Annotated in this window: 16 protein-coding genes; 8 read left to right on the top strand and 8 right to left on the bottom strand. The window is 68.5% G+C overall.

Annotated features, from left to right (window positions below; genetic code table 11):
- Positions 1-34: 34 nt before the first annotated feature.
- The 4 genes from ACEN98_RS04225 to purM all read right to left on the bottom strand — a co-directional run bounded on the left by ACEN98_RS04225 (position 35) and on the right by purM (position 11,623).
- Positions 35-9,061 (bottom strand): Ig-like domain-containing protein, encoded by a 9,027-nt coding sequence (locus ACEN98_RS04225; protein ID WP_413381688.1) that lies wholly within the window; start codon positions 9,059-9,061, stop codon positions 35-37.
- On the bottom strand, positions 9,058-9,903 hold the full coding sequence (locus tag ACEN98_RS04220; RefSeq protein WP_413381685.1) for a sulfotransferase family protein: 846 nt from the start codon (positions 9,901-9,903) through the stop codon (positions 9,058-9,060). The genes ACEN98_RS04225 and ACEN98_RS04220 overlap by 4 nt, the downstream gene beginning before the upstream one ends.
- A gap of 75 nt (positions 9,904-9,978) precedes the next feature.
- Positions 9,979-10,572, bottom strand: a complete 594-nt coding sequence (cysC, locus tag ACEN98_RS04215) for an adenylyl-sulfate kinase (protein ID WP_413381682.1) — start codon at positions 10,570-10,572, stop codon at positions 9,979-9,981.
- A gap of 7 nt (positions 10,573-10,579) precedes the next feature.
- On the bottom strand, positions 10,580-11,623 hold the full coding sequence (gene purM / locus ACEN98_RS04210; RefSeq protein WP_371767265.1) for a phosphoribosylformylglycinamidine cyclo-ligase: 1,044 nt from the start codon (positions 11,621-11,623) through the stop codon (positions 10,580-10,582).
- 148 nt (positions 11,624-11,771) lie between these two features.
- Here purM and ACEN98_RS04205 point away from each other — a divergent pair, with 148 nt between their 5' ends.
- From ACEN98_RS04205 to folK, 5 genes are read left to right on the top strand one after another with little or no spacing between them, the layout of a single operon-like run.
- Positions 11,772-12,854 carry an AI-2E family transporter gene (locus tag ACEN98_RS04205; RefSeq protein ID WP_413336928.1) on the top strand — a complete coding sequence of 361 codons (1,083 nt, stop codon included), beginning with the start codon at positions 11,772-11,774 and terminating at the stop codon, positions 12,852-12,854.
- Positions 12,855-12,887: 33 nt separating this feature from the next.
- On the top strand, positions 12,888-13,580 hold the full coding sequence (hda, locus tag ACEN98_RS04200; RefSeq protein WP_413336929.1) for a DnaA regulatory inactivator Hda: 693 nt from the start codon (positions 12,888-12,890) through the stop codon (positions 13,578-13,580).
- Positions 13,577-14,251, top strand: a complete 675-nt coding sequence (locus tag ACEN98_RS04195; protein ID WP_413381678.1) for an HAD family hydrolase — start codon at positions 13,577-13,579, stop codon at positions 14,249-14,251. Before hda ends, ACEN98_RS04195 begins: the two co-directional genes overlap by 4 nt.
- Positions 14,244-15,632, top strand: a complete 1,389-nt coding sequence (gene pcnB, locus ACEN98_RS04190) for a polynucleotide adenylyltransferase PcnB (protein WP_413336931.1) — start codon at positions 14,244-14,246, stop codon at positions 15,630-15,632. The genes ACEN98_RS04195 and pcnB overlap by 8 nt, the downstream gene beginning before the upstream one ends.
- The gene (gene folK, locus ACEN98_RS04185) at positions 15,629-16,105 is read left to right on the top strand and encodes a 2-amino-4-hydroxy-6-hydroxymethyldihydropteridine diphosphokinase (RefSeq protein ID WP_413381674.1); all 477 of its coding nucleotides are present in this window, start codon (positions 15,629-15,631) and stop codon (positions 16,103-16,105) included. Before pcnB ends, folK begins: the two co-directional genes overlap by 4 nt.
- A gap of 183 nt (positions 16,106-16,288) precedes the next feature.
- On the opposite strand, the gene ACEN98_RS04180 is transcribed toward folK, so the two are convergent.
- Positions 16,289-17,506, bottom strand: coding sequence for an anion transporter (locus ACEN98_RS04180; RefSeq protein ID WP_413381671.1), 1,218 nt, complete (start codon positions 17,504-17,506; stop codon positions 16,289-16,291).
- A 151-nt stretch (positions 17,507-17,657) separates the two neighbouring features.
- Here ACEN98_RS04180 and panB point away from each other — a divergent pair, with 151 nt between their 5' ends.
- Both panB and thpR read left to right on the top strand, forming a co-directional pair.
- On the top strand, positions 17,658-18,494 hold the full coding sequence (gene panB / locus ACEN98_RS04175; protein WP_413336935.1) for a 3-methyl-2-oxobutanoate hydroxymethyltransferase: 837 nt from the start codon (positions 17,658-17,660) through the stop codon (positions 18,492-18,494).
- A gap of 1 nt (position 18,495) precedes the next feature.
- Positions 18,496-19,005 (top strand): RNA 2',3'-cyclic phosphodiesterase, encoded by a 510-nt coding sequence (gene thpR / locus ACEN98_RS04170; protein WP_413381668.1) that lies wholly within the window; start codon positions 18,496-18,498, stop codon positions 19,003-19,005.
- Positions 19,006-19,049: 44 nt separating this feature from the next.
- Here thpR and ACEN98_RS04165 read toward each other — a convergent pair whose 3' ends face one another.
- Together ACEN98_RS04165 and ACEN98_RS04160 are read right to left on the bottom strand one after the other, a co-directional pair.
- Complete coding sequence (locus ACEN98_RS04165; protein ID WP_413381665.1) at positions 19,050-20,216, bottom strand: MFS transporter; 1,167 nt, start codon at positions 20,214-20,216, stop codon at positions 19,050-19,052.
- Positions 20,213-20,992 (bottom strand): DeoR/GlpR family DNA-binding transcription regulator, encoded by a 780-nt coding sequence (locus ACEN98_RS04160; RefSeq protein ID WP_413381662.1) that lies wholly within the window; start codon positions 20,990-20,992, stop codon positions 20,213-20,215. The genes ACEN98_RS04165 and ACEN98_RS04160 overlap by 4 nt, the downstream gene beginning before the upstream one ends.
- Positions 20,993-21,142: 150 nt before the next feature.
- Here ACEN98_RS04160 and ACEN98_RS04155 point away from each other — a divergent pair, with 150 nt between their 5' ends.
- The gene (locus ACEN98_RS04155; RefSeq protein WP_413336939.1) at positions 21,143-22,711 is read left to right on the top strand and encodes a response regulator; all 1,569 of its coding nucleotides are present in this window, start codon (positions 21,143-21,145) and stop codon (positions 22,709-22,711) included.
- A 254-nt stretch (positions 22,712-22,965) separates the two neighbouring features.
- On the opposite strand, the gene ACEN98_RS04150 is transcribed toward ACEN98_RS04155, so the two are convergent.
- The gene (locus tag ACEN98_RS04150; RefSeq protein WP_413381659.1) at positions 22,966-24,288 is read right to left on the bottom strand and encodes a glutamine synthetase family protein; all 1,323 of its coding nucleotides are present in this window, start codon (positions 24,286-24,288) and stop codon (positions 22,966-22,968) included.
- Positions 24,289-24,402: the final 114 nt, after the last annotated feature.

The raw sequence follows: 24,402 nt of genomic DNA, 5'->3' as shown, positions 1-24,402 counted from the left end.
ACGCGGCGCCCGTTGTTCATCGCTTGCGCAATGCTTACACGATGAAATCCCAGTCGGTGGCCGCGCGCTGGTGGCCGATCATCTCGACGGATTCCACGAACTCCGTGGCGATATGCTCGAGGCTGACGCCATTGCGCATCGCTTCGGTCCAGAACGCCAGGCCCGGCGCGTCGGGAGCGCGGTCGAACAAGGCCTTGTAGAGCATGCCGACATCGTGCTCGGCATTGCCGTTGAACGCGTCGTGACTGGCCGTGTACTCGGGCGAACGGATGATGTCCAGCGCAATCCTGCCCCAGCTGACGCCCGCCTGGTGCGCGTCGGCCCAGAACTCGATGCCGTACATATCGGCCTGGCGCCCGAGCGCGGTCTGGTAGATGCTGGCCAGCATATCCATGGCGCCGCTGTCCTCGACCTTGACGGTGGCGTCGCTGAACTGCAGCTGCTCGACGTTGACGACCAGCGCCTTTGCCGCCGGCGCAGCCTTGCTGCTCACCACCAGGTAGCCGTTGTGGGCTTCCACGTCGAAGTCGGCACGGGCGCCGGCGAACGTCGCGGTGTCGCTGCCCGTGCCGCCGTGCAGGACCGTGGTGGCCGGCGCCGATGCCGCATTCGCGTGGGCCGCGCCGCTGGCGCTCGCCGCCCGCGCCGCCGGTACACCGAAGCCGAGCGTATCGTCGCCGCCGCCGCTGAACACCTGCGTGTCGCCGCCGGACGCCAGCGTGATGTGCTGGCTGGCCGCGTCGCCGGTCAGCATCTGCGTGCCGCCCTGGACCACGACATTGGCAGAGCCGACGATCGCCGCAAAATTGACGTTCTGCAGCGCGATGGTGGCGCCAGGCGCGAGGCCGCCGGTCTGGATCACGAGTGCCACTTGTTGCTCCGCGCTGCTCGCGGCACTCAGGGTCAGGACCCCGTCCGGCGCCTCCTGGCTGCTGACCGGCGCGATGGTCTGGACCAGCAGCGATTGGCTCGCCTGCAGTTGCGCCAGGTAGCTCTGGCCGTTGCCGCTCATGTGGACGAGGTCGCCGCCGGACGTGGTCGCCTGGATCGCGGCGATCAGGCCGGCGCCGCCGTTTGCCACCGTCGTATTGGCGCCGCCGCTGGCGGTCAATCCGTAACCGATGCCCACGTGGGCCATCAGCAGGTCGGTACCGCCGGCCAGCGGAATGTCCGCCGTGGCGGCCGCACCGGTCTGCTCGACGCGGCCGGCACTCACGATCGGGACCTGGACCTGGCTGCCGGACGCGCCGCCCGGCAGCGCGACCGGCACCGTCACCACGCGCACGCCATCCACCATCGGCACCGGCGCTTCCTCGACCGTCAGGGCGAAACTGCCGCTCGCCGCGGACACGTTGCCCGCGGCATCCGTATCGGTCACGCTCAGCGTGTGCCGGCCGAGGCCCAGCGCCTGGGCGGCGATGCTCCAGTGGCCGTTCGCGTCCGCATGGGTCGTGCCCACCACGGTCGTGCCGTCATACAGGGTGACGAGGTCGTTCGCCGCCGCATTGCCCTCGAGGACCGGCACCGCGTACGTGACGCCGTCGCCGACCGAGTCCGTATCGGATTGCGCCTGCAGCTGCGGGGCCGCGGGCGCCGCCGGTGCGGTCGCGTCGACCGTCACCGTCAGGGCCGGGCTGGCGGCCGATTCGTTGCCGGCCACGTCGACCTGCCTGACGGTCAGCACGTGCGTGCCGTCGGCCAGCGGGGACGCCGCGAGGGACCAGTTGCCGTGGGAATCGGCCTGCGTCGAACCGAGCGCGGTGGTGCCGTCGGTGTCGTACAGCGTCACCCGGGACAGGCCTCCGGCGGTGCCGCTGAACGTCGGCGTCGTGACCTTCGTGATGCGGTCGCCGGCCGTGCCGCTGTCACTGGCGGCAGCCAGCAGCGGGGCCGCCGACGCGGACGGCGCGTGCGTGTCGACCGTGATGACCAGCGGCGCGCCGAACGGCGACACGTTCCCGATGGCGTCGGACTGCACCGCACGCAGGATGTGGTCGCCGTCGGCCAGCGCGTCGATCCTGACGCTCCAGGCACCGGTGGCGTCGGCGATCGTGGCGCCCACCACGTGCGCGTCGCCTTCGTACACGAGGATGACGGCATGCGGGTCCGCCATGCCCTCGAGGGTCGGCGCGGCCACGTTCGTGACGGTGTCCGTGGCCGAGCTGCCGGCGTCGCTGGCGGCGCTCAGCATGGGAGCAGGCGGCGCGCCCGGCACCAGCGTGTCGAAGTAGATGCTCACCGGCGTGCCCGCACCGCCCGCATTGCCGGCCGCGTCGATGTAGCTGCCGGCGGCGACCGTGATGCTCGCCGTCTGGTTGTCCAGGTTCGCATCCGGCGTGAACACGGCCGTGCGGACCGTGCCGCTACCGGACAACGCGGAGAGCTGGCCGCCGCTGACGGCGACATCGGCCGCCGTGAACGTCGCGCCGGGATCTTCGCTGAACGTGAACGTGATCGTGGCGGTCTCGCCCGCCTTGAGCGGGTTCGCGTCGCTGGCCATCGTGAGCGTCGGCGCCGCCGTGTCCAGCACATAGGCCTGCGAAGCCACCGGGCCGGCATTGTCGACGGCGTCGACCACGCGCGCCTGCAGCGTGCCGCTGCCGGCCAGCGTGGCCGCCAGCGACCAGGCCGTGCCGTTGACCTGCGCCGCCGTCCAGCTGGCGCCGTTGTCGAGCGAGACCTGGACTTGCTCGCCGGTCTGCAGCGCGGCGCTCAAGGTGCCGCTGATGGTCTGCGCGGCCGTGTCCGTGATGAAGTCGGTGCCCGATGCGCCATGATCGGCCGAGAACGCGATGCCGCCCACGGTGGTCGTGGGCGCGGCCAGGTCGACGGTGAACGTCAAGCCGGCCGAGGCGCCGCTGGCGTTGCCGGCGGCATCCGTCACGATCGTGGACACCGTGTGCTGGCCCGCGCCCAGTGCCGCGCTGGCGATGCTCCAGGTGCCACCGGTGGCGACGGCGCTGCCCAGCAGCGTGCTGCCTTCGTACAGGTCGACCGTGGCGCCCGCCTCGGCCGTACCCGTGAAGGTCGGCGTGGTGGCGGCCGTGATGCCGTCGCTGTTCGATACGCCCGTGTCGCTGGCGGCGTCCAGCACCGGCGCCGACGATGCGGCCGGCGCCAGCGTGTCGAAGTGCAGCGCCGGGAGCGATCCCGCCGCGCCGTCGTTGCCGGCCCGGTCGGCGTAGGTGCCGGCCGCGATCGTGATGCTGGCCGTACCGCCGTTCACGTGCGCGTCCGGCGTGAAGGTCGCGGTACGCACCAGGCCCGTGCCGCTGACGGCGGACAGCGTGCCGCCGCTGACGACGAGGTCGCCCTGCGTGCCGTCCCAGGCGAAACTTGCGCCCGGGTCTTCGCTGAACGTGAATGTGATGGTGGCGGTCTCGCCCACCTTCAGTGCGCTCGCATCGCTGCCGATCGTGACGGTCGGCGCCGTCGTGTCGACGGTGAAGGTGGTACCGGAGGACACCGCGCCGGCATTGCCCGCGGCGTCGGTCGCCCTGGCGGTGACGGTATGCGCGCCTTCGCCCAGCGCCGCCGCATCGATCGACCAGGTGCCGTTGGTGGCGACCGTGCTGCCCAGCAGCGTGGTGCCGTCGGTGTCGTACAAGGTGACGGTGGCGCCCGCCTCGGCCGTGCCCGTGAAGGTCGGCGTGGTGTCGCGCGTCACGTCGCTGGTGGACGCCGCCAGTTGCGGCGCGGACGGCGCATCCGGCGCCAGCGTGTCGAAGTGAAGCGACGGGGCCGTCCCCGCGCCGCCGGCGTTGCCCGCCGTGTCGGCATAGCTGCCGGCGCCGATCGTGATGCTGGCGGTGCCGCCGTCCGTGCTGGCGTCCGGCGTGAAGGTCGCCGTGCGCACCAGGCCCGAACCGCCGATGGCGGACAGCGTGCCGCCACTGACGACGACGTCGCCCTGCGTGCCGTCCCAGGTGAAGCTCGCGCCCGGGTCTTCGCTGAACGTGAACGTGACGGTGGCGGTCTCGCCGGCCTTGAGCGCGACGGCGTCGCTGGTAATCGTCACCGTCGGCGCCGCCGTGTCCAGCACATAGGCCTGCGCAGCCACCGGCCCGGCATTGTCGACGGCGTCGACCACGCGCACCTGCAGCGTGCCGCTGCCGGCCAGCGTGGCCGCCAGCGACCAGGCCGTGCCGTTGACCTGCGCCGCCGTCCAGCTGGCGCCGTTGTCGAGCGAGACCTGGACTTGCTCGCCGGTCTGCAACGCGGCGCTCAAGGTGCCGCTGATGGTCTGCGCGGCCGTGTCCGTGATGAAGTCGGTGTCCGATGCGCCGTGATCGGCCGAGAACGCGATGCCGCCCACGGTGGTCGTGGGCGCGGTCAGGTCGACGGTGAACGTCAGGCCGGCCGAGGCGCCGCTGGCGTTGCCGGCGGCATCCGTCACGATCGTGGACACCGTGTGCTGGCCCGCGCCCAGTGCCGAGCTCGTGATGCTCCAGGTGCCGCCGGTGGCGACGGCGCTGCCCAGCAGCGTGCTGCCTTCGTACAGGTCGACGGTGGCGTCCGCCTCGACCGTTCCCGTGAAGGTCGGCGTGGTGGCGGCCGTGATGCCATCGCTGTTCGATACGCCCGTGTCGCTGGCGGCGTCCAGCACCGGCGTCGACGATGCGGCCGGCGCGCTGGTGTCGATCGTGACGCCCTGCGCCGGCGAGGCGGCGCTGGTGTTACCGGCCAGATCCGTGGCCTTGGCCGTCACCGTGTGCGTGCCCTCGTCCATCGTCGCGGCCGTGATGCTCCAGGCGCCATTGCCGTCGGCAACGGTCGAGCCCAGCACCGTGGTGCCGTCGGTATCGAACAGGTCGACGGCGGTGCCCGCCGCGGCGGTGCCCGTGAATGTCGGGGTCGTGTCGCTGGTCGTGGTGGCACCCGGCGTCGGTATCGACGGCGCGTCCGGTGCCGTCGTGTCGATCGTGACTTGCGTGCCGAGCGATGCGGCGCTCGCGTTGCCGGCGGCATCGCTCGCCCTGGCGGTGATCGTGTGTGCGCCCTCGCTCAGCGTCGACGTCGTGATCGACCAGATGCCGTTGGTGGCGACCGTGCTGCCCAGCACCGTGGTGCCGTCGGTATCGTACAACGTGACGGTGGAACCGGCGTCGGCGAAACCGTCGATGGTCGGCGTCACGACCCTGGTCACGCCATCGAACGGAATGGCGCCGCTGTCGCTGAGCGGCGACAGGTACGCCAGCGGTACCACCGGCGCCAGCGTGTCGAAGTGAAGCGACGGGGTCGTCCCCGCGCCGCCCGTGTTGCCCGCCGTGTCGGCATAGCTGCCGGCGCCGATCGTGATGCTGGCGGTGCCGCCGTCCGTGCTGGCGTCCGGCGTGAAGGTCGCCGTGCGCACCAGGCCCGAACCGGCGATGGCGGACAGCGTGCCGCCGCTGACGACGACGTCGCCCTGCGTGCCGTCCCAGGTGAAGCTCGCGCCCGGGTCTTCGCTGAACGTGAACGTGACGGTGGCGGTCTCGCCGGCCTTGAGCGCGGCGGCGTCGCTGGTAATCGTCACCGTCGGCGCCGCCGTGTCCAGCACATAGGCCTGCGAAGCCACCGGCCCGGCATTGTCGACGGCGTCGACCACGCGCGCCTGCAGCGTGCCGCTGCCGGCCAGCGTGGCCGCCAGCGACCAGGCCGTGCCGTTGACCTGCGCCGCCGTCCAGCTGGCGCCGTTGTCGAGCGAGACCTGGACTTGCTCGCCGGTCTGCAGCGCGGCGCTCAAGGTGCCGCTGATGCTCTGCGCGGCCGTGTCCGTGATGAAGTCGGTGCCCGATGCGCCATGATCGGCCGAGAACGCGATGCCGCCCACGGTGGTCGTGGGCGCGGTCAGGTCGATGGTGAAGGTCAGGCCGGCCGAGGCGCCGCTGGCGTTGCCGGCGGCATCGGTCACGATTGTGGACACCGTGTGCTGGCCCGCGCCCAGTGCCGCGCTGGCGATGCTCCAGGTGCCGCCGGTGGCGACGGCGCTGCCCAGCAGCGTGCTGCCTTCGTACAGGTCGACGGTGGCACCCGCCTCGGCCGTTCCCGTGAAGGTCGGCGTGGTGGCGGCCGTGATGCCGTCGCTGTGCGAACTGCCCGTGTCGCTGGCGGCGTCCAGCACCGGCGCCGCCGATGCGGCCGGCGCGCTGGTGTCGATCGTGACGCCCTGCGCCGGCGAGGCGGCGCTGGTGTTACCGGCCAGATCCGTGGCCTTGGCCGTCACCGTGTGCGTGCCCTCGTCCATCGTCGTGGCCGTGATGCTCCAGGCGCCGTTGCCGTCGGCAACGGTCGAGCCCAGCACCGTGGTGCCGTCGGTATCGAACAGGTCGACGATGGCGCCCGCCGCGGCGGTGCCCGTGAATGTCGGGGTCGTGTCGCTGGTCGTGGTGGCGCCCGGCGTCGGTATCGACGGCGCGTCCGGTGCCGTCGTGTCGATCGTGACCTGCGTGCCGAGCGATGCGGCGCTCGCGTTGCCGGCGGCATCGCTCGCCCTGGCGGTGATCGTGTGTGCGCCCTCGCTCAGCGTCGACGTCGTGATCGACCAGATGCCGTTGGTGGCGACCGTGCTGCCCAGCACCGTGGTGCCGTCGGTATCGTACAACGTGATGGTGACACCGGCTTCGGTGAAGCCCTCGAAGGTCGGCGTAACGACCCTGGTCACGCCGTCGACCGGAACGGCGCCGCTGTCGCTGAGCAGCGAGAGGTGCGCCAGCGGCACCGCCGGCGCCAGCGTGTCGAAGTGAAGCGACGGGGTCGTCCCCGCGCCGCCCGTGTTGCCCGCCGCGTCGGCATAGCTGCCGGCGCCGATCGTGATGCTGGCGGTGCCGCCGTCCGTGTTCGCGTCCGGCGTGAAGGTCGCCGTGCGCGTCGTGCCGCTGCCGGACGGCGCGGACAGCTGGCCGCCGCTGACGGTAACGTCGTCTGCCGTGAACGTCGATCCCGGATCCTCGCTGAACGTAAACGTGATCGTGGCGGTCTCGCCGGCCGCCAGCGTCGCCTTGTCGCTGGTGATCGTCAGCGTCGGGGCCAGGGTGTCGTACGCGATCTGCAGGGCCGTGCCGGTGCCGCCGAAATTGCCGGCGGCGTCGATGTAGGACGAGCCCGTCACGGCGACGCTGGCCGTGCCGTTGTTCGTGTTCGCGGTCGGCGTAAATGTCGCGGTGCGCGTCGTGCCCGTGCCGGAGAGCGCACCCAGCGTGCCGCCGCTGACGACGACGTCGGCCGCCGTGAACGTCGCGTCCGGGTCCTCGCTGAACGTGAAGGTGACCGTGGCGGTGTCGCCACCCTTCAGGGTCGCGGACGTGTCGCTCGTGACCGTCACCGTGGGCGCGACCGTGTCGATCTGTATCCCATTGCCGGCCGACGTCGCGCTGACGTTGCCGGCGGCGTCCGTGGACGAGACGGCGATCGCGTGGGTACCGTTCGCCAGCGGAGTCGCCGGCGTCCACGAATATGTGCCGCCGCTGGCCGTGATGCTGTCGATGATGTCGCCGCCGTCCCACACCGTGATCGTCGAGCCGGATTCCGCCGTGCCGGTGAAAGTCGGTGTCGTGTCGTTGGTGACATGGTCGCTGTTCGATGTGCCGGTGTCCGAAGCCAGCGCCAACTGCGGTGTCGACGGCGTGTTCGGCGCGGTCGTGTCGATCACGATCGCGGCATTCACACCCAGCGAGCCGATGCCGCCGGGCGCGGGCAGGGTCAGGGTCGCATCGAGGCCGCTGCCGGCCCCCTTGATGGTGCCGCCGTTCAGCGCGAGGGCGGCGGTGCTCGTGTACTCGAGATCGGTGCTCGTGTCGCCGGCCTGGATCGTGTAGTCGAACAGCAGCGTATCGGTGCCGCTGCCGCCGGCATACACGGCCTTCCGGTCCGTCGTGCCGGTTTCCAGCGTGAGCGTCGGCGCGCCGCCCGCCAGGTCGACGGTCATCGCCTGGTCGAACGTCACGGCGACGCGGACCGTCTGGCCGGCCCGGTAGGCGCCGTCGGCGGTGCTCGCGTCGACCATCGTCACTGCAGGCGCGACGACGGGAGCGTGCACGGCGCTGAAGGCGAGGTTGTCCAGCGCGACGAATTTCAGGAAGCCGTCGTTGTCCGTGGTCGTGATCGTGAGCTTCTTGACGTCCTGGAAGCCGCTCAGGTCCAGCGTCGTCCAGTCCACGTCCGTGCGCACAAAGACCGTTTGCGTGCCCATCTTGTGGTTGTCGGCGGCGTACGCCGTAAATGTGAGCGTCTGCGCCTCCGCCGCATTCCTGAAATTGCCGAGCTGGACAGAACCCACGGTGAAGACCTGTCCCGTATCGAACGACAACGTGACTTTCTGTTCCTGGTACGACGTCGGCTGCCCGGCGATGTTCACATAGCCCGTCGAGATGCCGTAGGCCGCCACCGCCGTGCTGGCCGCATCGATCCGCAGCTGGTAATTGATGTTGCCATCGACCTTGTAGACCACGTCGCCATTGGCGCCGTCGTACACGCTATCCGGCCTGCTGATGAAATTCGCGTCCGTGGAAAAGCTCACGGTCTTGTTCGACAGCGCCAGCACCTGCTGGTACGCGGCCGCCAGTTCAGGCGTGACGAGGCTGGGCGTCTCCACCTGCCCCGCGCGCACTTCCAGGTTCCAGTCGCCGCCCAGCGCGGCGCTGCCCGTCGGGTTGGACGAGGCGGCAACGTCGGTCCCCGTGGCGAGCGCAAGACGGTCGACGAACCCGGCGTCCGCGCCCGTATCGCAGCCGTACAGCAGGATGTCGCCGCCCGCGCGCAGGCTGTTGCCGATGGCGTGCAGGTCGGCGGCGTGCGCGTTCAGCGTGGCCGCATCCAGCGTCAGCGTCCCCATGTTCAGCGTGCCGGCCGCGCCATGCGACACGATGTGCACGGCGTCGATGCCGCTGCGCCCCGCCAGCGCCTGCGCGATCTGGTGCAGGCCGTCCTGGCCGGAATCCAGGATCACGACGTCCTTGCCGCGCCCGATGCCGCCCAGCAAGGTGCCGAGATCGGCCACGTTGTCTTCGATGAAGACGATTTCCGCGCGCGGACGGGCGATGGTCAGGTCGCCGAGGTCGGCGTCGTGGGCATTGGAGGTCATGACGTTGTTCCTGGTTGGGCGTTCTGGACGGCGATGACGTTGGCGGCGCTGCCCGCCTTGTCGTTCCAGAAGGACATCTGGTTGAATTTGTCGAACAGGTCGGGCGGGATGACGGTCGGACGTGGCGTGAATTTCACCTGCGCCTTCACCTTGTGCAGCCCGGGCGCGCCCAGCTGGGCGTCGAATTCCTCGGCGTCGTACTCGACGTTGTCGAAGTCGTGTTCGAAATACGGCTCGCCGAGGAAGTCGTAGACGAGGCGCATGACCTTGGCCGGCGCGCGCGTCAGCAATTCATAGTCGACCACCAGCAGCGACGCCGCGTGCTCGCCGTAGAACGCGTCGCGCAGGCCGGACCACGCATGGCCGACCGTCTGGTCGTGCTGGGCGAGGCCTTCGAGGCGGCTGTACACGGTGCCGCGCGCGCCGGCCGCGCCGAACAGGCGCGTGTGCTCGTACGGATCGGCGCGGTACATACGCTCGAAACTGTCCATGATCCACGCGACGTTGCGCACGCACGCGATCACCTTCGCCTGCGGGAACAGGTCGCGCACGAGCGGCATGCGTGCGCACCAGTTGCGGTTCGTGTCGAACACGACGGGCCGGCCGACGTCGCCGTAGTAAGCGTCGAACAGGCCGCGCAGCAGCGCCTTGCGCTTGTCGCGGCCGACGACCGGCGCGAACTCGCTGCCGGCGCTGACCTGGCCCAGGACGGCCGTACACAACGAACCGACGGGACTCGTCATGCCGGCGTGGAAACGGGGATTTTGCAGGAGGATGCCCGACAACAGCGTCGAGCCCGACCGCGGCAGGCCGGAAATGAAGTGGAACGTCTGGTACGTCATGGCACCACCCGGGCATCGGCCAACTGTTGACACCCAGAAATGATGAACGAAATTTATAACCGAAGCAATAAATTGTTAAGCGCCTTGCACCGAATTCGCAACAATGGCGCGGCGTTCCAGCTCGGCCAGGATGCGTCCGACTTCCTGCGCGACCGATGACGCGGCGCTGTCGACGAGCACCTCGGGCGCATCCGGTGCCTCGTAGGGCGAGGAAATGCCGGTGAATTCCGGCAGCAGGCCCGCGCGCGCCTTGCGGTATAGGCCTTTCGGGTCGCGCGCCTCGCACACGGCGAGCGGGCAGTGGCAATGGACTTCGATGAAATACGGGGCCGGAATCAGGGCCCGGGCGCGGGCGCGGTCGGCGCGCAGAGGGGAGATGGCGGAAACGATCACGATCTGGCCCGCCTCGTAGAACAGGCGCGCCGTCTCGCCGATGCGACGGATGTTTTCGGAGCGTTCGGGGAGAGAGAAGCCGAGGTCGGCGCACAGGCCGTGCCGGACCTTGTCGCCGTCCAGCACGAACACGGTGCATCCCCGGTCGAACAGGGCGCGCTCGAGGGCCAGCGCCAGCGTCGTCTTGCCGGCGCCGGACAGCCCGGTGATCCACACCACCGCGCCGTCGTGGCCGGCGCGGTGCCGCCGCTCCGCGGCACCGACGGGCTGGGTCATGAAAGACTTATTCGACGATCGTCTGCGCCTGGCCTTCGCCACGCGCGCGGATCTCGCCGATGCGGTACACGGTCTCGCCGGCCGCCTTCAGCTGGGCTTCGGCCGCGTCGGCATTCTCTTTCGACACGATCACGGTCATGCCGATGCCGCAGTTGAACACGCGGTGCATCTCGGCGTCGGCGACGCCGCCGTGCTGCTGCAGCCACTGGAACAGCGGCGGCAGGGTCCACGCCTTGCTGTCGAGCACGGCCGTCAGGTTATCCTGCAGCACGCGCGGGATGTTCTCGACGAGGCCGCCGCCCGTGATGTGCACGAGGCCCTTCACTTCCATCGCCTGCATCAGCGCCAGCAGCGGCTTCACGTAGATGCGGGTCGGCTGCATCAGCGCGTCGGACAGCTTCTTGCCGTGGAAGTCGGCTTCCAGGTCCGGCTTCGACACGTCGATGATCTTGCGCACCAGCGAATAGCCGTTCGAGTGGATGCCCGACGAAGCCAGGCCCAGCACGACGTCGCCCGGGGCGATTTTCGTGCCGTCGATGATCTGCGATTTTTCCACGGCGCCGACGGCGAAGCCGGCCAGGTCGTATTCGCCGTCCGGGTACATGCTCGGCATTTCGGCCGTTTCGCCGCCGATCAGGGCGCAGCCGGCCTGTTCGCAGCCGGTGGCGATGCCTTTGACGACGGCGGTCGCGGTCGGCACGTCCAGCTTGCCGCAAGCGAAGTAATCCAGGAAAAACAGCGGCTCGGCGCCCTGCACGAGGATGTCGTTGACGCTCATGGCGACGAGGTCGATGCCGACCGTGTCGTGGCGGTTCAGTTCGAACGCCAGTTTCAGCTTGGTGCCGACGCCGTCGGTGCCGGACACGAGGACCGGTTCTTTATACTTCTTGCTGATTTCGAACAGCGCACCGAAACCGCCGATGCCGCCGAGCACGCCTTCGCGCATGGTGCGCTTGGCAAAAGGTTTGATCGCTTCGACCAGGGCGTCGCCGGCATCGATATCGACACCAGCGTCGCGGTAGGAGAGAGAAACATTAGATGGTTGGCTCATGGTATTTGGCAGCGGAGGCGGTAAAATAGTAGGCGGTTGACAACTGGGCATTTAACAGCGTGCACCGGTGGTAGCCAGTCGGTCAATCCATTATTTTATCAAAACGGCCTGCCGCGGCACCGTTTTAACGGTCAAGAACAACAATTAGATGCCTTTTTCCCTCAGCCCGGAGCAAAAACAGTCAGCGTTCTGGTTGGCACTCTGGCTCGCTTGCGGTCTGCTGCTGTACGCTCTCGGCCCCATCCTCACCCCGTTCATCGCCGCCGCCATCCTCGCCTACGCCCTGAACGGCGCCGTCGACCGGCTCGAACGCACGCGTCTCGGCAAGTTCCATTTGCCGCGCTCGCTCGCCGTCGTCGTCGTGATCCTCGCGTTCCTGGCGTCCGTCACCGCCCTCGTGCTGATCGTCGTGCCGGTGCTGCGCACGGAATTGCCGCTGCTGCAGGCCCAGATCCCGGACGCGCTGGCCCGCATCGACACCATCCTGTCGCCCCGCCTGGCGCAGCTCGGGATCCATATCAAGCTGGACGGCAGCAGCCTGCGCACCATCCTCACGCAGCAGATCATGACGTCCAGCGACGAGATCTGGACGACCGTGCTCGCGTCCGCGCGCGTGGGCGGCAGCGCCCTGCTCGGCTGGGTCGCCACGGCGATCCTGATCCCCGTCGTGCTGTTCTACCTGCTGCTGGACTGGCACCGCCTGCTTCTGCAACTGGAAAACGCCGTCCCGCGCCGCTGGGTGCGCCAGACGGTGGGCATGGCCCAGGAAGTCAACGCGCTGCTGGCCCAGTACCTGCGCGGGCAACTGCTCGTGATGCTCGTGCTGGCGCTGTATTACTCGGCCGCGCTGGCGCTGGCCGGCTTCGAGGTGGCGCTGCCGGTCGGCATATTGACGGGCCTGCTCGTCTTCATCCCCTACCTGGGCTACGGCCTGGGGCTCGTGCTGGCGCTGACGGCCGCCATCCTGCAGTTTTCCGACTGGAGCGGCGTGATCGCCGTCGCGGTGATCTATGGCGCGGGCCAGGTCATCGAGGGTTTTTTCCTCACGCCGCGCCTCGTGGGCGAGCGCATCGGGCTGAATCCGCTGGCCGTGATCTTCGCCCTGCTCGCCTTCGGCCAGCTGTTCGGCTTCGTGGGCGTGCTGCTGGCGTTGCCGGCGTCGGCCGTGCTGATGGTGGCTTTCCGTCACTTGAAACGCCACTATCTGCGCAGCAGCTTTTATAATGCCTAGTTCCTACGCACACGACATGAAGAGAACCGAGCCATGAAACAGCTGGTGCTCGACTTGGGCGCCGAGCCGGCGCAAAGCCTCGACACCTTCCAGATAGGGGAAAATGCCGAAATGGCGCACTTGATGCACCAGTTCGCCCAGCGCGCATCGCGCGAGCATTTCTGCTACCTGTGGGGAGAAACGGGCGCCGGCAAGACGCATTTGCTGCAGGGCCTCGCCGCCACCGACGGCGCGCGCTACATCGCGGCGACGAGCGGCGCGGATGACTTCGTATTGACGCAAGACGTGAGCCTGTACCTCGTCGACGACGTCGACCAGCTGTCGCCCGAACGCCAGATCGACGCCTTCGCCCTGTTCAACCAGGTGCGCGAGCATGGCGCCTACATGGTCTGCACGGGGCCGGTGCCGCCGGCCGTGCTCCCGGTGCGCGAAGACCTGCGGACCCGCATGGGCTGGGGTCTCGTGTACCAGATCCACGGCCTGTCCGACGACCAGAAGATCGCCGCCCTCACGCAGGCCGCCGAGGCCCGCGGTTTGACGCTGTCCGCCAGCGTGTTACCCTATCTGCTGTCCCATTTCAAGCGCGACATGCGCTCCCTGTCGACCATGCTGGATGCGCTCGACCAGTATTCGCTCGAGACCCAGCGTCCGGTCACGGTGCCGCTGCTGCGTGATCTCTTGCTTCAGGGCAATCCCGGCAGTCCACACTCCGAACCAAAAGAATGAACGACCTCGCGCTGTTTGACCTCGACCACACCCTCCTGCCGATCGACTCCGACTACGAATGGGGCCAGTTCCTCGTGCGTGAGAACGTCGTCGACGCCGCCGAACACCAGCGCCGCAACGACGCCTTCTTCGCGCAGTACAACGCCGGCACGCTCGACCCGGTCGAATACCTCGAATTCGCCCTCGGTACGCTGGCGGCCTTCGACCCGGCCCATTTGAAAGACCTGCAGGCGCAGTACATGCGGGAGGTGATCCGCCCGGCGCTCCGTCCGAAGGCGCTCGACCTCGTGCGCAAGCACCAGGACGCGGGCGACCTCGTGGCGATCATCACGGCGACCAATGCGTTCGTCACCGCGCCGATCGCGCGCGAATTCGGCGTCGAGCACCTGATCGCCGCGCGCCCCGAGCTGGACGAGCGCGGCCACCCTACCGGCAAGCTGGCCGGCACGCCCACGCAGGGCCACGGCAAGGTGGTGCACATGCACGCGTGGCTGGACGGCCTGGGGCGCCCGTTCGACAGTTTCGAGCGCAGCTGGTTCTACAGCGATTCGCACAATGACATCCCGCTGCTGTCGGTCGTCTCGCACCCGGTGGCGACCAACCCGAGCGAGAAACTGAACCAACACGCCAACGCCCTCGGCTGGACTTCACTGCACCTTTTCAATGATTAAAAAATTCATCCGCAAAATCCTGGGCGTCAAAGACGAGCGCGACCCGACCGAACCCGTCATCCTCGGGCCGGAGCAGCACGGCATCGATCCGAAGCTCGTGTCGAACAACGCGGTGCGCGTCACGCAGACCTTGCAGGAAGCCGGCTTCAAGGCGTTCGTCGTCGGCGGCGCCGTGCGCGACCTGCTGCTGGGCGTGAAGCCGAAGGACTTCGACATCGCCACCGACGCGACGCCCGAGGAAGTGAAAAAGCTGTTCCGGCGCGCCTTCATCATCGGACGCCGCTTCCAGATCGTGCACGTGATGTTCGGCCAGGACCTGCTGGAGGTGACCACGTTCCGCGGCAAGGGCAGCGACAACGCGCCGAAGGACGAACATGGCCGCGTCCTGCGCGACAACAACTTCGGTCCGCAGCACGAAGATGCCGAGCGCCGCGACTTCACGATCAACGCCATGTACTACGACCCGGCCACGCAGTCGGTGCTCGACTACCACGGCGGCATCGAGGACATCCGCGCCAAGGTCCTGCGCATCATCGGCCAGCCGGAAGCGCGCTACCGCGAAGATCCGGTCCGCATGCTGCGCGTCGTGCGCTTCGCGGCCAAGCTGCAGTTCACGATCGAGCCGGCGACCCGCGCCCCGATCCCCGTGATGGCCCCCTTGATCAACAACGTGCCGGCCGCGCGCGTGTTCGACGAAATGCTGAAGCTCCTGATGAGCGGCCACGCGCTGGCCTGCCTGAAGGAGTTGCGCTCGTCCGGCCTGCACCACGGCCTGCTGCCGCTGCTGGACGTCGTGCTGGAGCAGCCGATCGGCATGAAGTTCGTGACCCTGGCCCTCGAATCCACGGACACGCGCGTAAAAGCCGGCAAGGGCGTGTCGCCGGGCTTCCTGTTCGCGTCGCTGCTGTGGCACCAGGTGCTGGAAAAGTGGAATGCGTACCGCGCCGCCGGCGAATCGCCGATCCCCGCGCTGCACCTCGCGGCGGACGACGTCCTCGACAACCAGACCGACAATCTCGCCCTGCAGCGCCGTATCGCGACCGACATGCGCGACATCTGGGCCATGCAGCCGCGCTTCGAGCGCCGCACCGGCAAGACCCCGTATAAGCTGCTGGAGCACCCGCGCTTCCGCGCCGGCTTCGACTTCCTGCTGCTGCGCTGCGAATCGGGCGAGCTCGATGCGGAGATCGGCAACTGGTGGGCGACGTTCTACGCCGGCGACATCGCCGAGCGCGAACGCCTGGTCAATTCCGCGCGCGACGTCCAGCCGTCCAGCCAGAAGAAACGCCCGCGCCGCCGCGGCCCGCGCCGCGCGGAAGGCGAAGGTGCGGCACCTGCAGACGCATCGGCGGAGGCACAGCGGGCGGCAGGCGGCGAATGATCGCCTGGGTCGGCATCGGCGCCAACCTGGGCGACGCGCGCGCGAACGTGTTCGATGCGATCGAGCGCCTGTCGCGCCTGCCGGGCGCAAGGCTGCTGCAGACGTCGCCGCTGTACCGCACGGCGCCGATCGATTCCTCGGGCGACGACTACGTCAACGCCGTGGCAATGCTCGACACCAACCTCGACGCACACGCCCTGCTGCGGGCCCTGTTCGCCATCGAGCAGGCGCACGGCCGCGAGCGGCCCTACCGCAACGCGCCGCGCACGCTGGACCTCGACCTGCTCCTCTACGGCGACCAGGTCATCGACGATGCGCCCACGCTGGTCGTCCCTCACCCCCGCATGCACGAGCGCGCGTTCGTGCTCGCGCCGCTGGCCGACGTCGCGCCCGATCTGGTCATCCCCGGCCGCGGTGCCGTGAGCGCGTTGCGCGCGCAGGTCGCGGACCAGGCGATCGAACGGCTCGGCTGAATCACAACCGCGTTTCCAGTCCCACGCGCCGGATGTCGATGCTCTCCACCAGCTCCGGCGCCAGCGAATCGAGCATGAAACCGTTCGGCGCCGGTTCACCGTCGAGCAGGATCTGCGTCTAGCCGCTGCCCAGGCCGCGCATGCGGATCTCGCCGCCCCGTCCGGGACCTGGCATCCAACCGTTCAGAAGCGCAGCGCCAGGTAGACGCCGGAGACGGCCAGCGTCATCAACGTGACCGGCACGCCCACGCGCGCGTGGCGCCGCCAGTCGATGACGATGCCGCGCCGCGCCGCCGCATCCACGACGATGATGTTCGCGATGCTGCCGACGATCAGCAGGTTGCCGGCCAGGGTGCTCACCAGCGCCAGCATGACGCCGCCCAGCGGATGGTGCACGACTGGCATCAGGAGCATCACGGCGGGCACGTTCGAGACCAGGTTCGAGAGCACGAACGTGGCGGCGAACAGGGAGCCCGGCTGGTCGAGCCGCACGCCGAGCGACGCGAGCCAGGCAATCGCATGCGCCGTGAAGCCCGTGCCCTGGAACGCGGCGTTCACGACGAAGAGGCTCATGAACAGCACGAGCAATTCCCAGTCGACGAGGCCCAGCATGTTCTGCGAACGCAGCTGGCGGCTCATCAACAGGATGCCCGCGCCGATCAGCGCCATGTGCTCACGGGGCCACGGCGCGACGAGGAACGCCACCAGCAGCGCGCCCGCGATCAGCAGGCCCTTCGTCGTCTGCCACGCATCGAAAGGCACCGTTGCGGCTTGGGATTCGGCGGCGGCTGCGCGCTCTTTCCAGCGCCCTTTCGTCTGCCAGGCGATCAGCACCCAGCAGGCGGCGAGGCCCAGCGCGACGGGCAGGATCGCGTCGAGGAAGTAACCGTCGAACGACAGCCGCATCGTCTGGCCGATCAGCATGTTCTGCGGATTGCCGATCAGGGTCGCGGCCGAGCCGATGTTGGAGGCGCACGCGAGCGCCAGCAGATACGGGACCGGCGCGAGCTGGCGCTGGCGGCACGCGTCGACGAGCAGCGGCGCCATCGCGAGGCAGACGATGTCGTTGCTGAAAACGGCCGACAGCGCGGCAGACACGCCTATCAGCACGCCCAGCAGGCTGGCGGGGCTCAGCGCCAGCCCCGCCAGTCTTTGCGTGACCCAGTCGTAGAATCCCCCCAACCGCATCTGCGCGGAGACGACCATGAACGCGAACAGGAGCGCCATCGTCGGCAAATGGATCGATGCCACCGCCTGCTCCAGCGTCAGCGCATTGATGCTGATGAGCGCAATCGCCCCGAGCAGCGCGACGCCGGTCCGGTCGAGGCGCAGGAACGGCAGGCCGCCGAGGATCATGCCAAGATAGACGATGAGGAAGATGATGAGGATTGTTGTGGCCATGGGGTTGCACGAATGCCGGCGGCGTTTTCGGGTAAGATCGCGCATCTTAACAAACGATACCGGGCACGCCTGTGACCGCATGCCTGCCCGGACGCGTGGCACGTCGGGGCGATCCTCCGGCACGGCTTATTTTGATTTGCAAAGGAATACTATGAGCGCTTACCTGGGCGGAACCTCGACGAACGAAGCACCGGTACGCAAGGCCGTGACCTTGCCCTCGCTGCTGGCGATGCGCGCGTCCGGCGAGAAGATCGCCATGCTCACCTGCTACGACGCCAGCTTCGCGTCGCTGATGGACCGCTGCGGCGTGGACATCCTGTTGATCGGCGATTCGCTGGGCATGGTGTGCGCCGGCTACGACTCGACCTTGCCCGTGACGGTGGCCGACGTGGCCTACCACACGGCGTCCGTCGTACGCGGCCGCAAGAATGCGTTCGTGCTGGCCGACCTGCCGTTCGGCAGCTACGGCACCCTGCAGCAGGCCTACGACAGCTGCGCCGCCCTGATGCGCGCGGGCGCCCAGATGATCAAGATCGAAGGCGGAGAGTGGCTCGCCGAAACGGTCCGCTTCCTGACCGAGCGCGGCATCCCCGTCTGCGCCCACATCGGCCTGACGCCGCAATTCGTCCACCAGCTGGGCGGCTACCGGGTGCAGGGCAAGACGGACGAAGGCGCGGAGCAGCTCAAGCGCGACGCGCTGGCGCTGCAGGAAGCCGGCGCCGCGATGGTGCTGCTGGAAGCCGTGCCCGCGGCGCTGGGCAAGGAAGTGACGGGCATCCTGCAGGTGCCGACGATCGGCATCGGCGCGGGTCCGGACTGCTCAGGTCAGGTGCTCGTCATGCACGACCTGCTGGGCGTCTTCCCGGGCCGCAAGGCGCGCTTCGTGAAGAACTTCATGGAAGGCCAGACGAGCATCGACGCCGCCGTGCAGGCCTATGTCGCGGCCGTGAAGGACGGCAGCTTCCCGGCGCCGGAACACTGCTTCTGAGATGAGCGCGCAGCCGGACACCGCCCGCCTCTTCCTGGCCCTGTGGCCGATTGAGCCCGTGCGTGACCAGTTGCGCGCGTGGCGCGACGCGTGGACGTGGCCGCGCGGCGCGACGCCTGTCCACACGGATAAACTGCACGTGACCCTGCACTTCCTCGGCAACCAGCCCACCGCGCGGCTGCCCGACTTCCTGGACGGCTTCCAGGTGCCTTTCGAACCGTTCGACCTGCAGTTCGGCCGCGCCGCGCTGCAGCGCAGCGGCATCGCGTGGATCGAGCCGCTCAGCGAACCGCAAGGGTTGCTGGACCTGCATGCGCGGCTTTCCGACGCTTTAGTGGCGCTGGGACTGACGCCGGAAGCCCGCGCCTATCGCCCGCACGTGACGATGGCGCGGCGCGCGAACGGCGCGGTCATCCCCGCCGCCGGTCCAGCGATCGATTGGCGGGTCGAGCGATACGCGTTGGTCGAATCGCGTTCCGGCACATACACCGTATTACGAGAATACGCGTGACGTTTGCCATGTGTCGGCGTCCGCGTGGGCACGGGGTGCCCACCCTACGGCTTCACGATCCGCGCATTCGCCGCGATCACGATCCCCGACAACGACAGGATGCCCAGCGCCACGGCGATGTTCGTGTGCGCCGCAATCGCCCCGAGCAGCGGCGGCGCCATCAACAGGCCCGCGTAACCGAGCGTGGCGACCGTCGCGAGGCCGCCGCCGGCCGACATCCCGGGCATGCGCGCGGCCGCCGCGAAGATCAGCGGCACGACGTTCGCCGCGGCGAGGCCGATCAGCGCGAGGCCCAGCGCCGACAGCCAGAACTGCGTGCTGGCCACGGCCAGCATCAGGCCCGCGAACATGCCCAGACCACCGACGATCATCACGCGCAGCGGACCGAAACGCAGCACGAGCCGGTCGCCCGCGAAACGGCAGGCGGCCATCGTCACCGAGAACGCGGAGTAGCCGAGCGCCGCCGTCGCCGCATCGACCTGCGTGCGCTCCTTCAGCAGCAGCGCGCTCCAGTCCACGAGCGCGCCCTCGATGGCGAAGCACAGCAGGGCCAATAAACCGAGGAACAGCGCGGGCCCGCGCGGCAAGGCGAAATGGCTCGCATGCGGCGCCGGCGGGACGACCAGCAAACGCCCGCCGCACGACACCACGGCGGCGAAGATGGCGGCGCTCACCATCATGGCACCGCGGCCGTCGCCGAGGCCCGCGCCGATCATGAGGCCGCCGAGCGCCGCGCCGATCAGGCCCCCGAGGCTGTAGAAGCCGTGGAACGACGACATCGTCGGGATGCCGCGCGCCGCCTCGACCTCGCTGGCGTTGGCATTCATCGCCACGTCCAGCACGCCGTTGCTGGCGCCGAATGCGTACGCCGCGAGGAACAGGGGCACGAGGCCACTCACGTTCATCAGGATGTCGCTCGTCAGCGCGAACAGCAGGCCGCTGCCGACGACGACGGCGCGCGTGCCCCAGCGTCCCGCCATCCAGCCGGACAGCGGCATCGCCGAGATCGCGCCGCCCGCGATGGTGAGCAGCAGGAAGCCGAGCACGCCCGTGTCGATACCGGCACGCGCCTGCACGAGCGGCACGTGCGCGGCCCACACGCCGATGCCGGCGCCGTTCAGCAGGAAGATGGTCGACACGGACCAGCGCGCGGCGTTCACGCTGGCGGCCGGCGCCCTTTGGAGGGATCGTGTGTCGTCGATGCGGCTCATGCGCGGCTCCTTGCTGCCAGTACGATTTCAGGTGCGCGCTCGCCCTTGCGCAGGCGCGCGACCACGGTGGGTGCCGCATCCGCTTCCAGCACGAGGCGGTCGATGTCCGCCAGCGGCGCGATCGGGAACGGCGCCGGCGCTTCCAGCCGCTCGTTCAGCGCGGCGACGACACGCCGGCTGCCCGCGGCCAGGATGGCCTGCTTGAGGATGGCTTCCTCGGGGTCGCTCGCGCCCAGGCCACGCTCGGCCTCGACGCTGCACACGCCGACGACCGACACGTCCACGCGCAGGCGCTGGATCTCGGCCAGCGTCTGCGCGCCCATCACGGCGCCGACGTGGGCCGAATACACCCCGCCCAGCAGCACGACGCGCGTGCTGCGCAAATGGCCGAGGCCAAGGGCGATCTGCGGACTGTTGGTGATGATGGTCGCGGCCCGGCCGTCTTCCAGCTGGCGCGCGAACGCGAGATTGGTCGTGCCGGCATCGACGAGCACCGTGTCGCCCGGCTGCACGCTGTCGGCCAGCGCGCGCGCGAGCATCTCCTTGCGCGCTTCGTCGGCATCGACGCGCTGGCCGAAGCTGGGCACCGGCTGCGTGCGCCGCATCGCGCCGCCGTGCACGCGGCGCAAGAGGCCCGCCGCGTCCAGGTCGCGCAGGTCCCTGCGGATCGTGTCTTCCGATGTATTGAACCGCTGCGCCAGTTCGGCCGCCAGCACCTTGCCCTGCTGCTCGACCGTGTCGACGATGTGTTGCCGTCGTTCTTCCGCCAGTTGCATATGTTTCTCCTTGAATGCCCACACTTTACACGTTTACGCACAAACCAGCAATAATCAATAAAAACACGCATGTTCATGCATGCGGGCGACCTGGCGGTTGGTTGGCGGCCTAATCATTGCTACACTCGCTGCATTCATTATCAGAACAATATGCATAAGTCCGCCGCCATCCTGATCGTCGACGACTATCTCCTGATCCGCACCGCCGTGCGCCAGGTGCTGACGGAACTCGGCTTTTCCAACGTGTTCCAGGCCGAGAACGGCAAGACCGCGCAAGACCTCATGCGCAAGCAGACGATCGACATCGTCATCGGCGACTGGGGCATGCCGGTGATGAGCGGCCTGGACCTGCTGCACTGGATGCGCCACGACGCGCGCTATGCGAAGACGCCGTTCATGATGCTGACGGCCGAGGCGAATCCCGCTTCCGTGCGCAGCGCGCTGCGGGCCGGCGTCAACGCGTACATGATCAAGCCGTTCACCGTGCACAGCTTCGCCAGCAAGTTCATGGCGATGATCGGCACGGTGCAAGAGTCCGAGCCTGCGCCGGAACCCGTACCGCGGCCCGATTCCGCGCCGCCGCCGGTGCTGAAGCCGACGCCCGTCCAGGCCGACGTCATCGGCCTGCAGGCCCCGCTGGCCGAGCGCCTGAAGCGCTGCACGGTGCTGATCGTGGACGACGTGCCGACCAATATCGAGGTGCTGGCCGGCGCGCTGAAGGACGAGTACGCGATCAAGGTGGCGATCAGCGGCCGCAAGGCGCTGGAGATCGCGGCCGCCTTCCCCATCGATATCATCCTGCTCGACATCATGATGCCCGTGATGGACGGCTTCGAGACGTGCCGCCACCTGAAAGCCGATCCGAAGACGGCGCACATCCCGATCATCTTCCTGTCCGCGAAGGACGCCGTCGACGATATCGTGGGCGGCCTGCGCCTGGGCGCGGTCGACTACGTGTCGAAGCCCGCCGACCCGACGATCCTGAAGGCGCGCATCGCGACACATTTGGCGCTGGCCACCGCGATGGGCGACCTGAAGCGCCAGAACGAACTGCTGATCGAGAACGCGCACCTGCGCGAAGACGTGGAGCGGATGACGCGCCACGACCTCAAGAGCCCCATCGCCGTCACCCTGCACGCGAGCCAGGCGCTGCTCGCGGGCGACCTGCTGGATGCGCACCGCGAACATGCGCACATGATCGAGATGGCCGCCAATCACGCGCTCGACATGATCAACCGCACGCTCGACATCCACAAGATGGAAAAGGGCGAGTACCAGCCGGCGCTGCAGCCGTTCGACATGAAAGCGCTGCTGTCGCGCGTCGCGCAGCAGACCGAGCTCGCGTTCACGGACCGCCGCATCGCCATCCGCTTCGCCGCACCGGGCGACACCGTCTGCCTGGGCGAATCGCTGCTGTGCTATTCGATGTTCTCGAACGCCTTCAAGAACGCGGCCGAGGCGGCGCCGCCGGGCGGCACGATCAAGGTCGACGTGGCGCCGGGGCCCGGCAGCCTGCACGTCGTGATCGACAACGAGGGCGAGGTTCCCTTGACCATGCGCGGCCGCTTCTTCGACAAGTACGCCACGGCCGGCAAGCAGGGCGGCATGGGCCTCGGCACCTATTCGATCCGCCTGATGGCCGAGGTCCAGGGCGGCGACGCCACCATGGAGACGGGCGACGGGCACACGCGGCTGACGATCACCCTGCCCTGCGTGTGACGCAACGTTACGCGTGGGCGGGGGCCGCCCACCCTACGGCACTGCCCTGCGTGTGACGCGACGTTACGCGTGGGCGGGGGGCCGCCCACCCTACGGCACTGCCCTGCCTGTGACGCGACGTTACGCGTGGGCGGGGGCCGCCCACCCTACGGCACTGCCCTGCGTGTGACGCAACGTTACGCGTGGGCGGGGGCCGCCCACCCTACGGTAACGGCCGCATCGTAGGGTGCGCACCCTGTGCCCACCATCCCCGATCAAACCAGCAACATCAGGTGTTCTCTCTCCCACGAACTGATCACGCGCGAAAACGTCGCGAACTCCAGCTCCTTCACTTCGCAGAACGCCTGCACGAACAAGGGGCCCAGCATGTCGGCCAGCGCCGGGCACCCGCGCAGCTGCAGGATCGCATCCTCGAGATTGCGCGGCAGGTCGCCGTGGATGTGCTCCGCGCTCTCGGGCGTTGGCGCCGATGGTTCCAGCCCTTCGACCATGCCGAGGAAGCCGCAGGCCAGCGTGGCCGCCATCGCGAGATACGGATTCACGTCGACACCGGGCACGCGGTTTTCCACGCGGCGGCTGGCCGGGCTCGAGTTCGGGATGCGGATGCCGCACGTGCGGTTGTCGTAGCCCCAGTGCACGTTCATCGGCGCCGACTGGAAGCGCGACAGGCGCCGGTAGGAATTCACGTGCGGCGCGAACAGGAGTGTCGCCGCCGGCACGTAGCGTTCGAGCCCGCCGATGAAGTGGCGGAACAGGGCGCTCTCCGACCCGTCGTCGTTGGAAAAGATGTTGCGGCCGTCCGCGTCGACGATGCTCTGGTGCACGTGCATGGCGCTCCCCGGCTCCGTCTCCATCGGCTTGGCCATGAACGTGGCAAAGATGCCGTGGCGCAGCGCCGTTTCGCGCACGGCCCGCTTGAACAGGAACACGCGGTCGGCCAGCTCCAGCGCGTCCCCGTGCGTAAAATTGATTTCCATCTGCCCGGCGCCGGCCTCGTGGATCAGCGTCTCGACACCGAGCTCGTGCTGCTTGCAGAACGCCGACAGTTCCAGGAAGAACGGATCGAAGTCGTTGACGGCATCGATCGAATACGACTGCCGGCCCTGCTCCGTGAAGCCGCTGCGGCCCGTAGGCGGACTCAACGGCTCGTGCGGATTCGTCGTGCGCGCGACGAGATAAAACTCCATTTCGGGCGCCACGACGGGCCGCCAGCCCCGTTCGGCGTACAGGCCCAGCACGCGGCGCAGCACGGAGCGCGGGGCGAGGTCGACCTGGGTACCGTCGAAGTTCGTGCAATCGTGGATCACGAGCGCGACGCGCTCCGTCGCCCAGGGCACGACGCGGATCGTGGCCGGGTCGGGCACGCAGACCATGTCGGGATCGATGGAGCCGACGTACGGCGTGTTGTTCGGCTGTTCGCCATGGACCGTGTTCAGCAGCACGCTTTTCGGCAACCGCATGTGCTCACCCGCCAGGAACAGGTCTTTCGGAAGGATCTTGCCGCGGGCAATGCCCGTCATGTCGGCGATGACGCACTCGACTTCGTGGATATTGTGTTCGCGCAGAAAATCGCGCATCGGATTATGCGCTTCGGAATCCATCACACCCTCGCTTGACTCGATGCGAGTCAATATAGCATCGGCGATTTTTAGGCCGCGCGCGGGTCGGGCGGCCCCGTTTTCGCCTCATTT

It is taken from the genome of Massilia sp. CT11-137 (genome assembly GCF_047302885.1).
Lineage (GTDB): Bacteria > Pseudomonadota > Gammaproteobacteria > Burkholderiales > Burkholderiaceae_D > Telluria > Telluria orientalis.
Note: the sequence above shows the minus strand (reverse complement) of the source record. Positions and strands in the feature narration are given on the sequence as shown.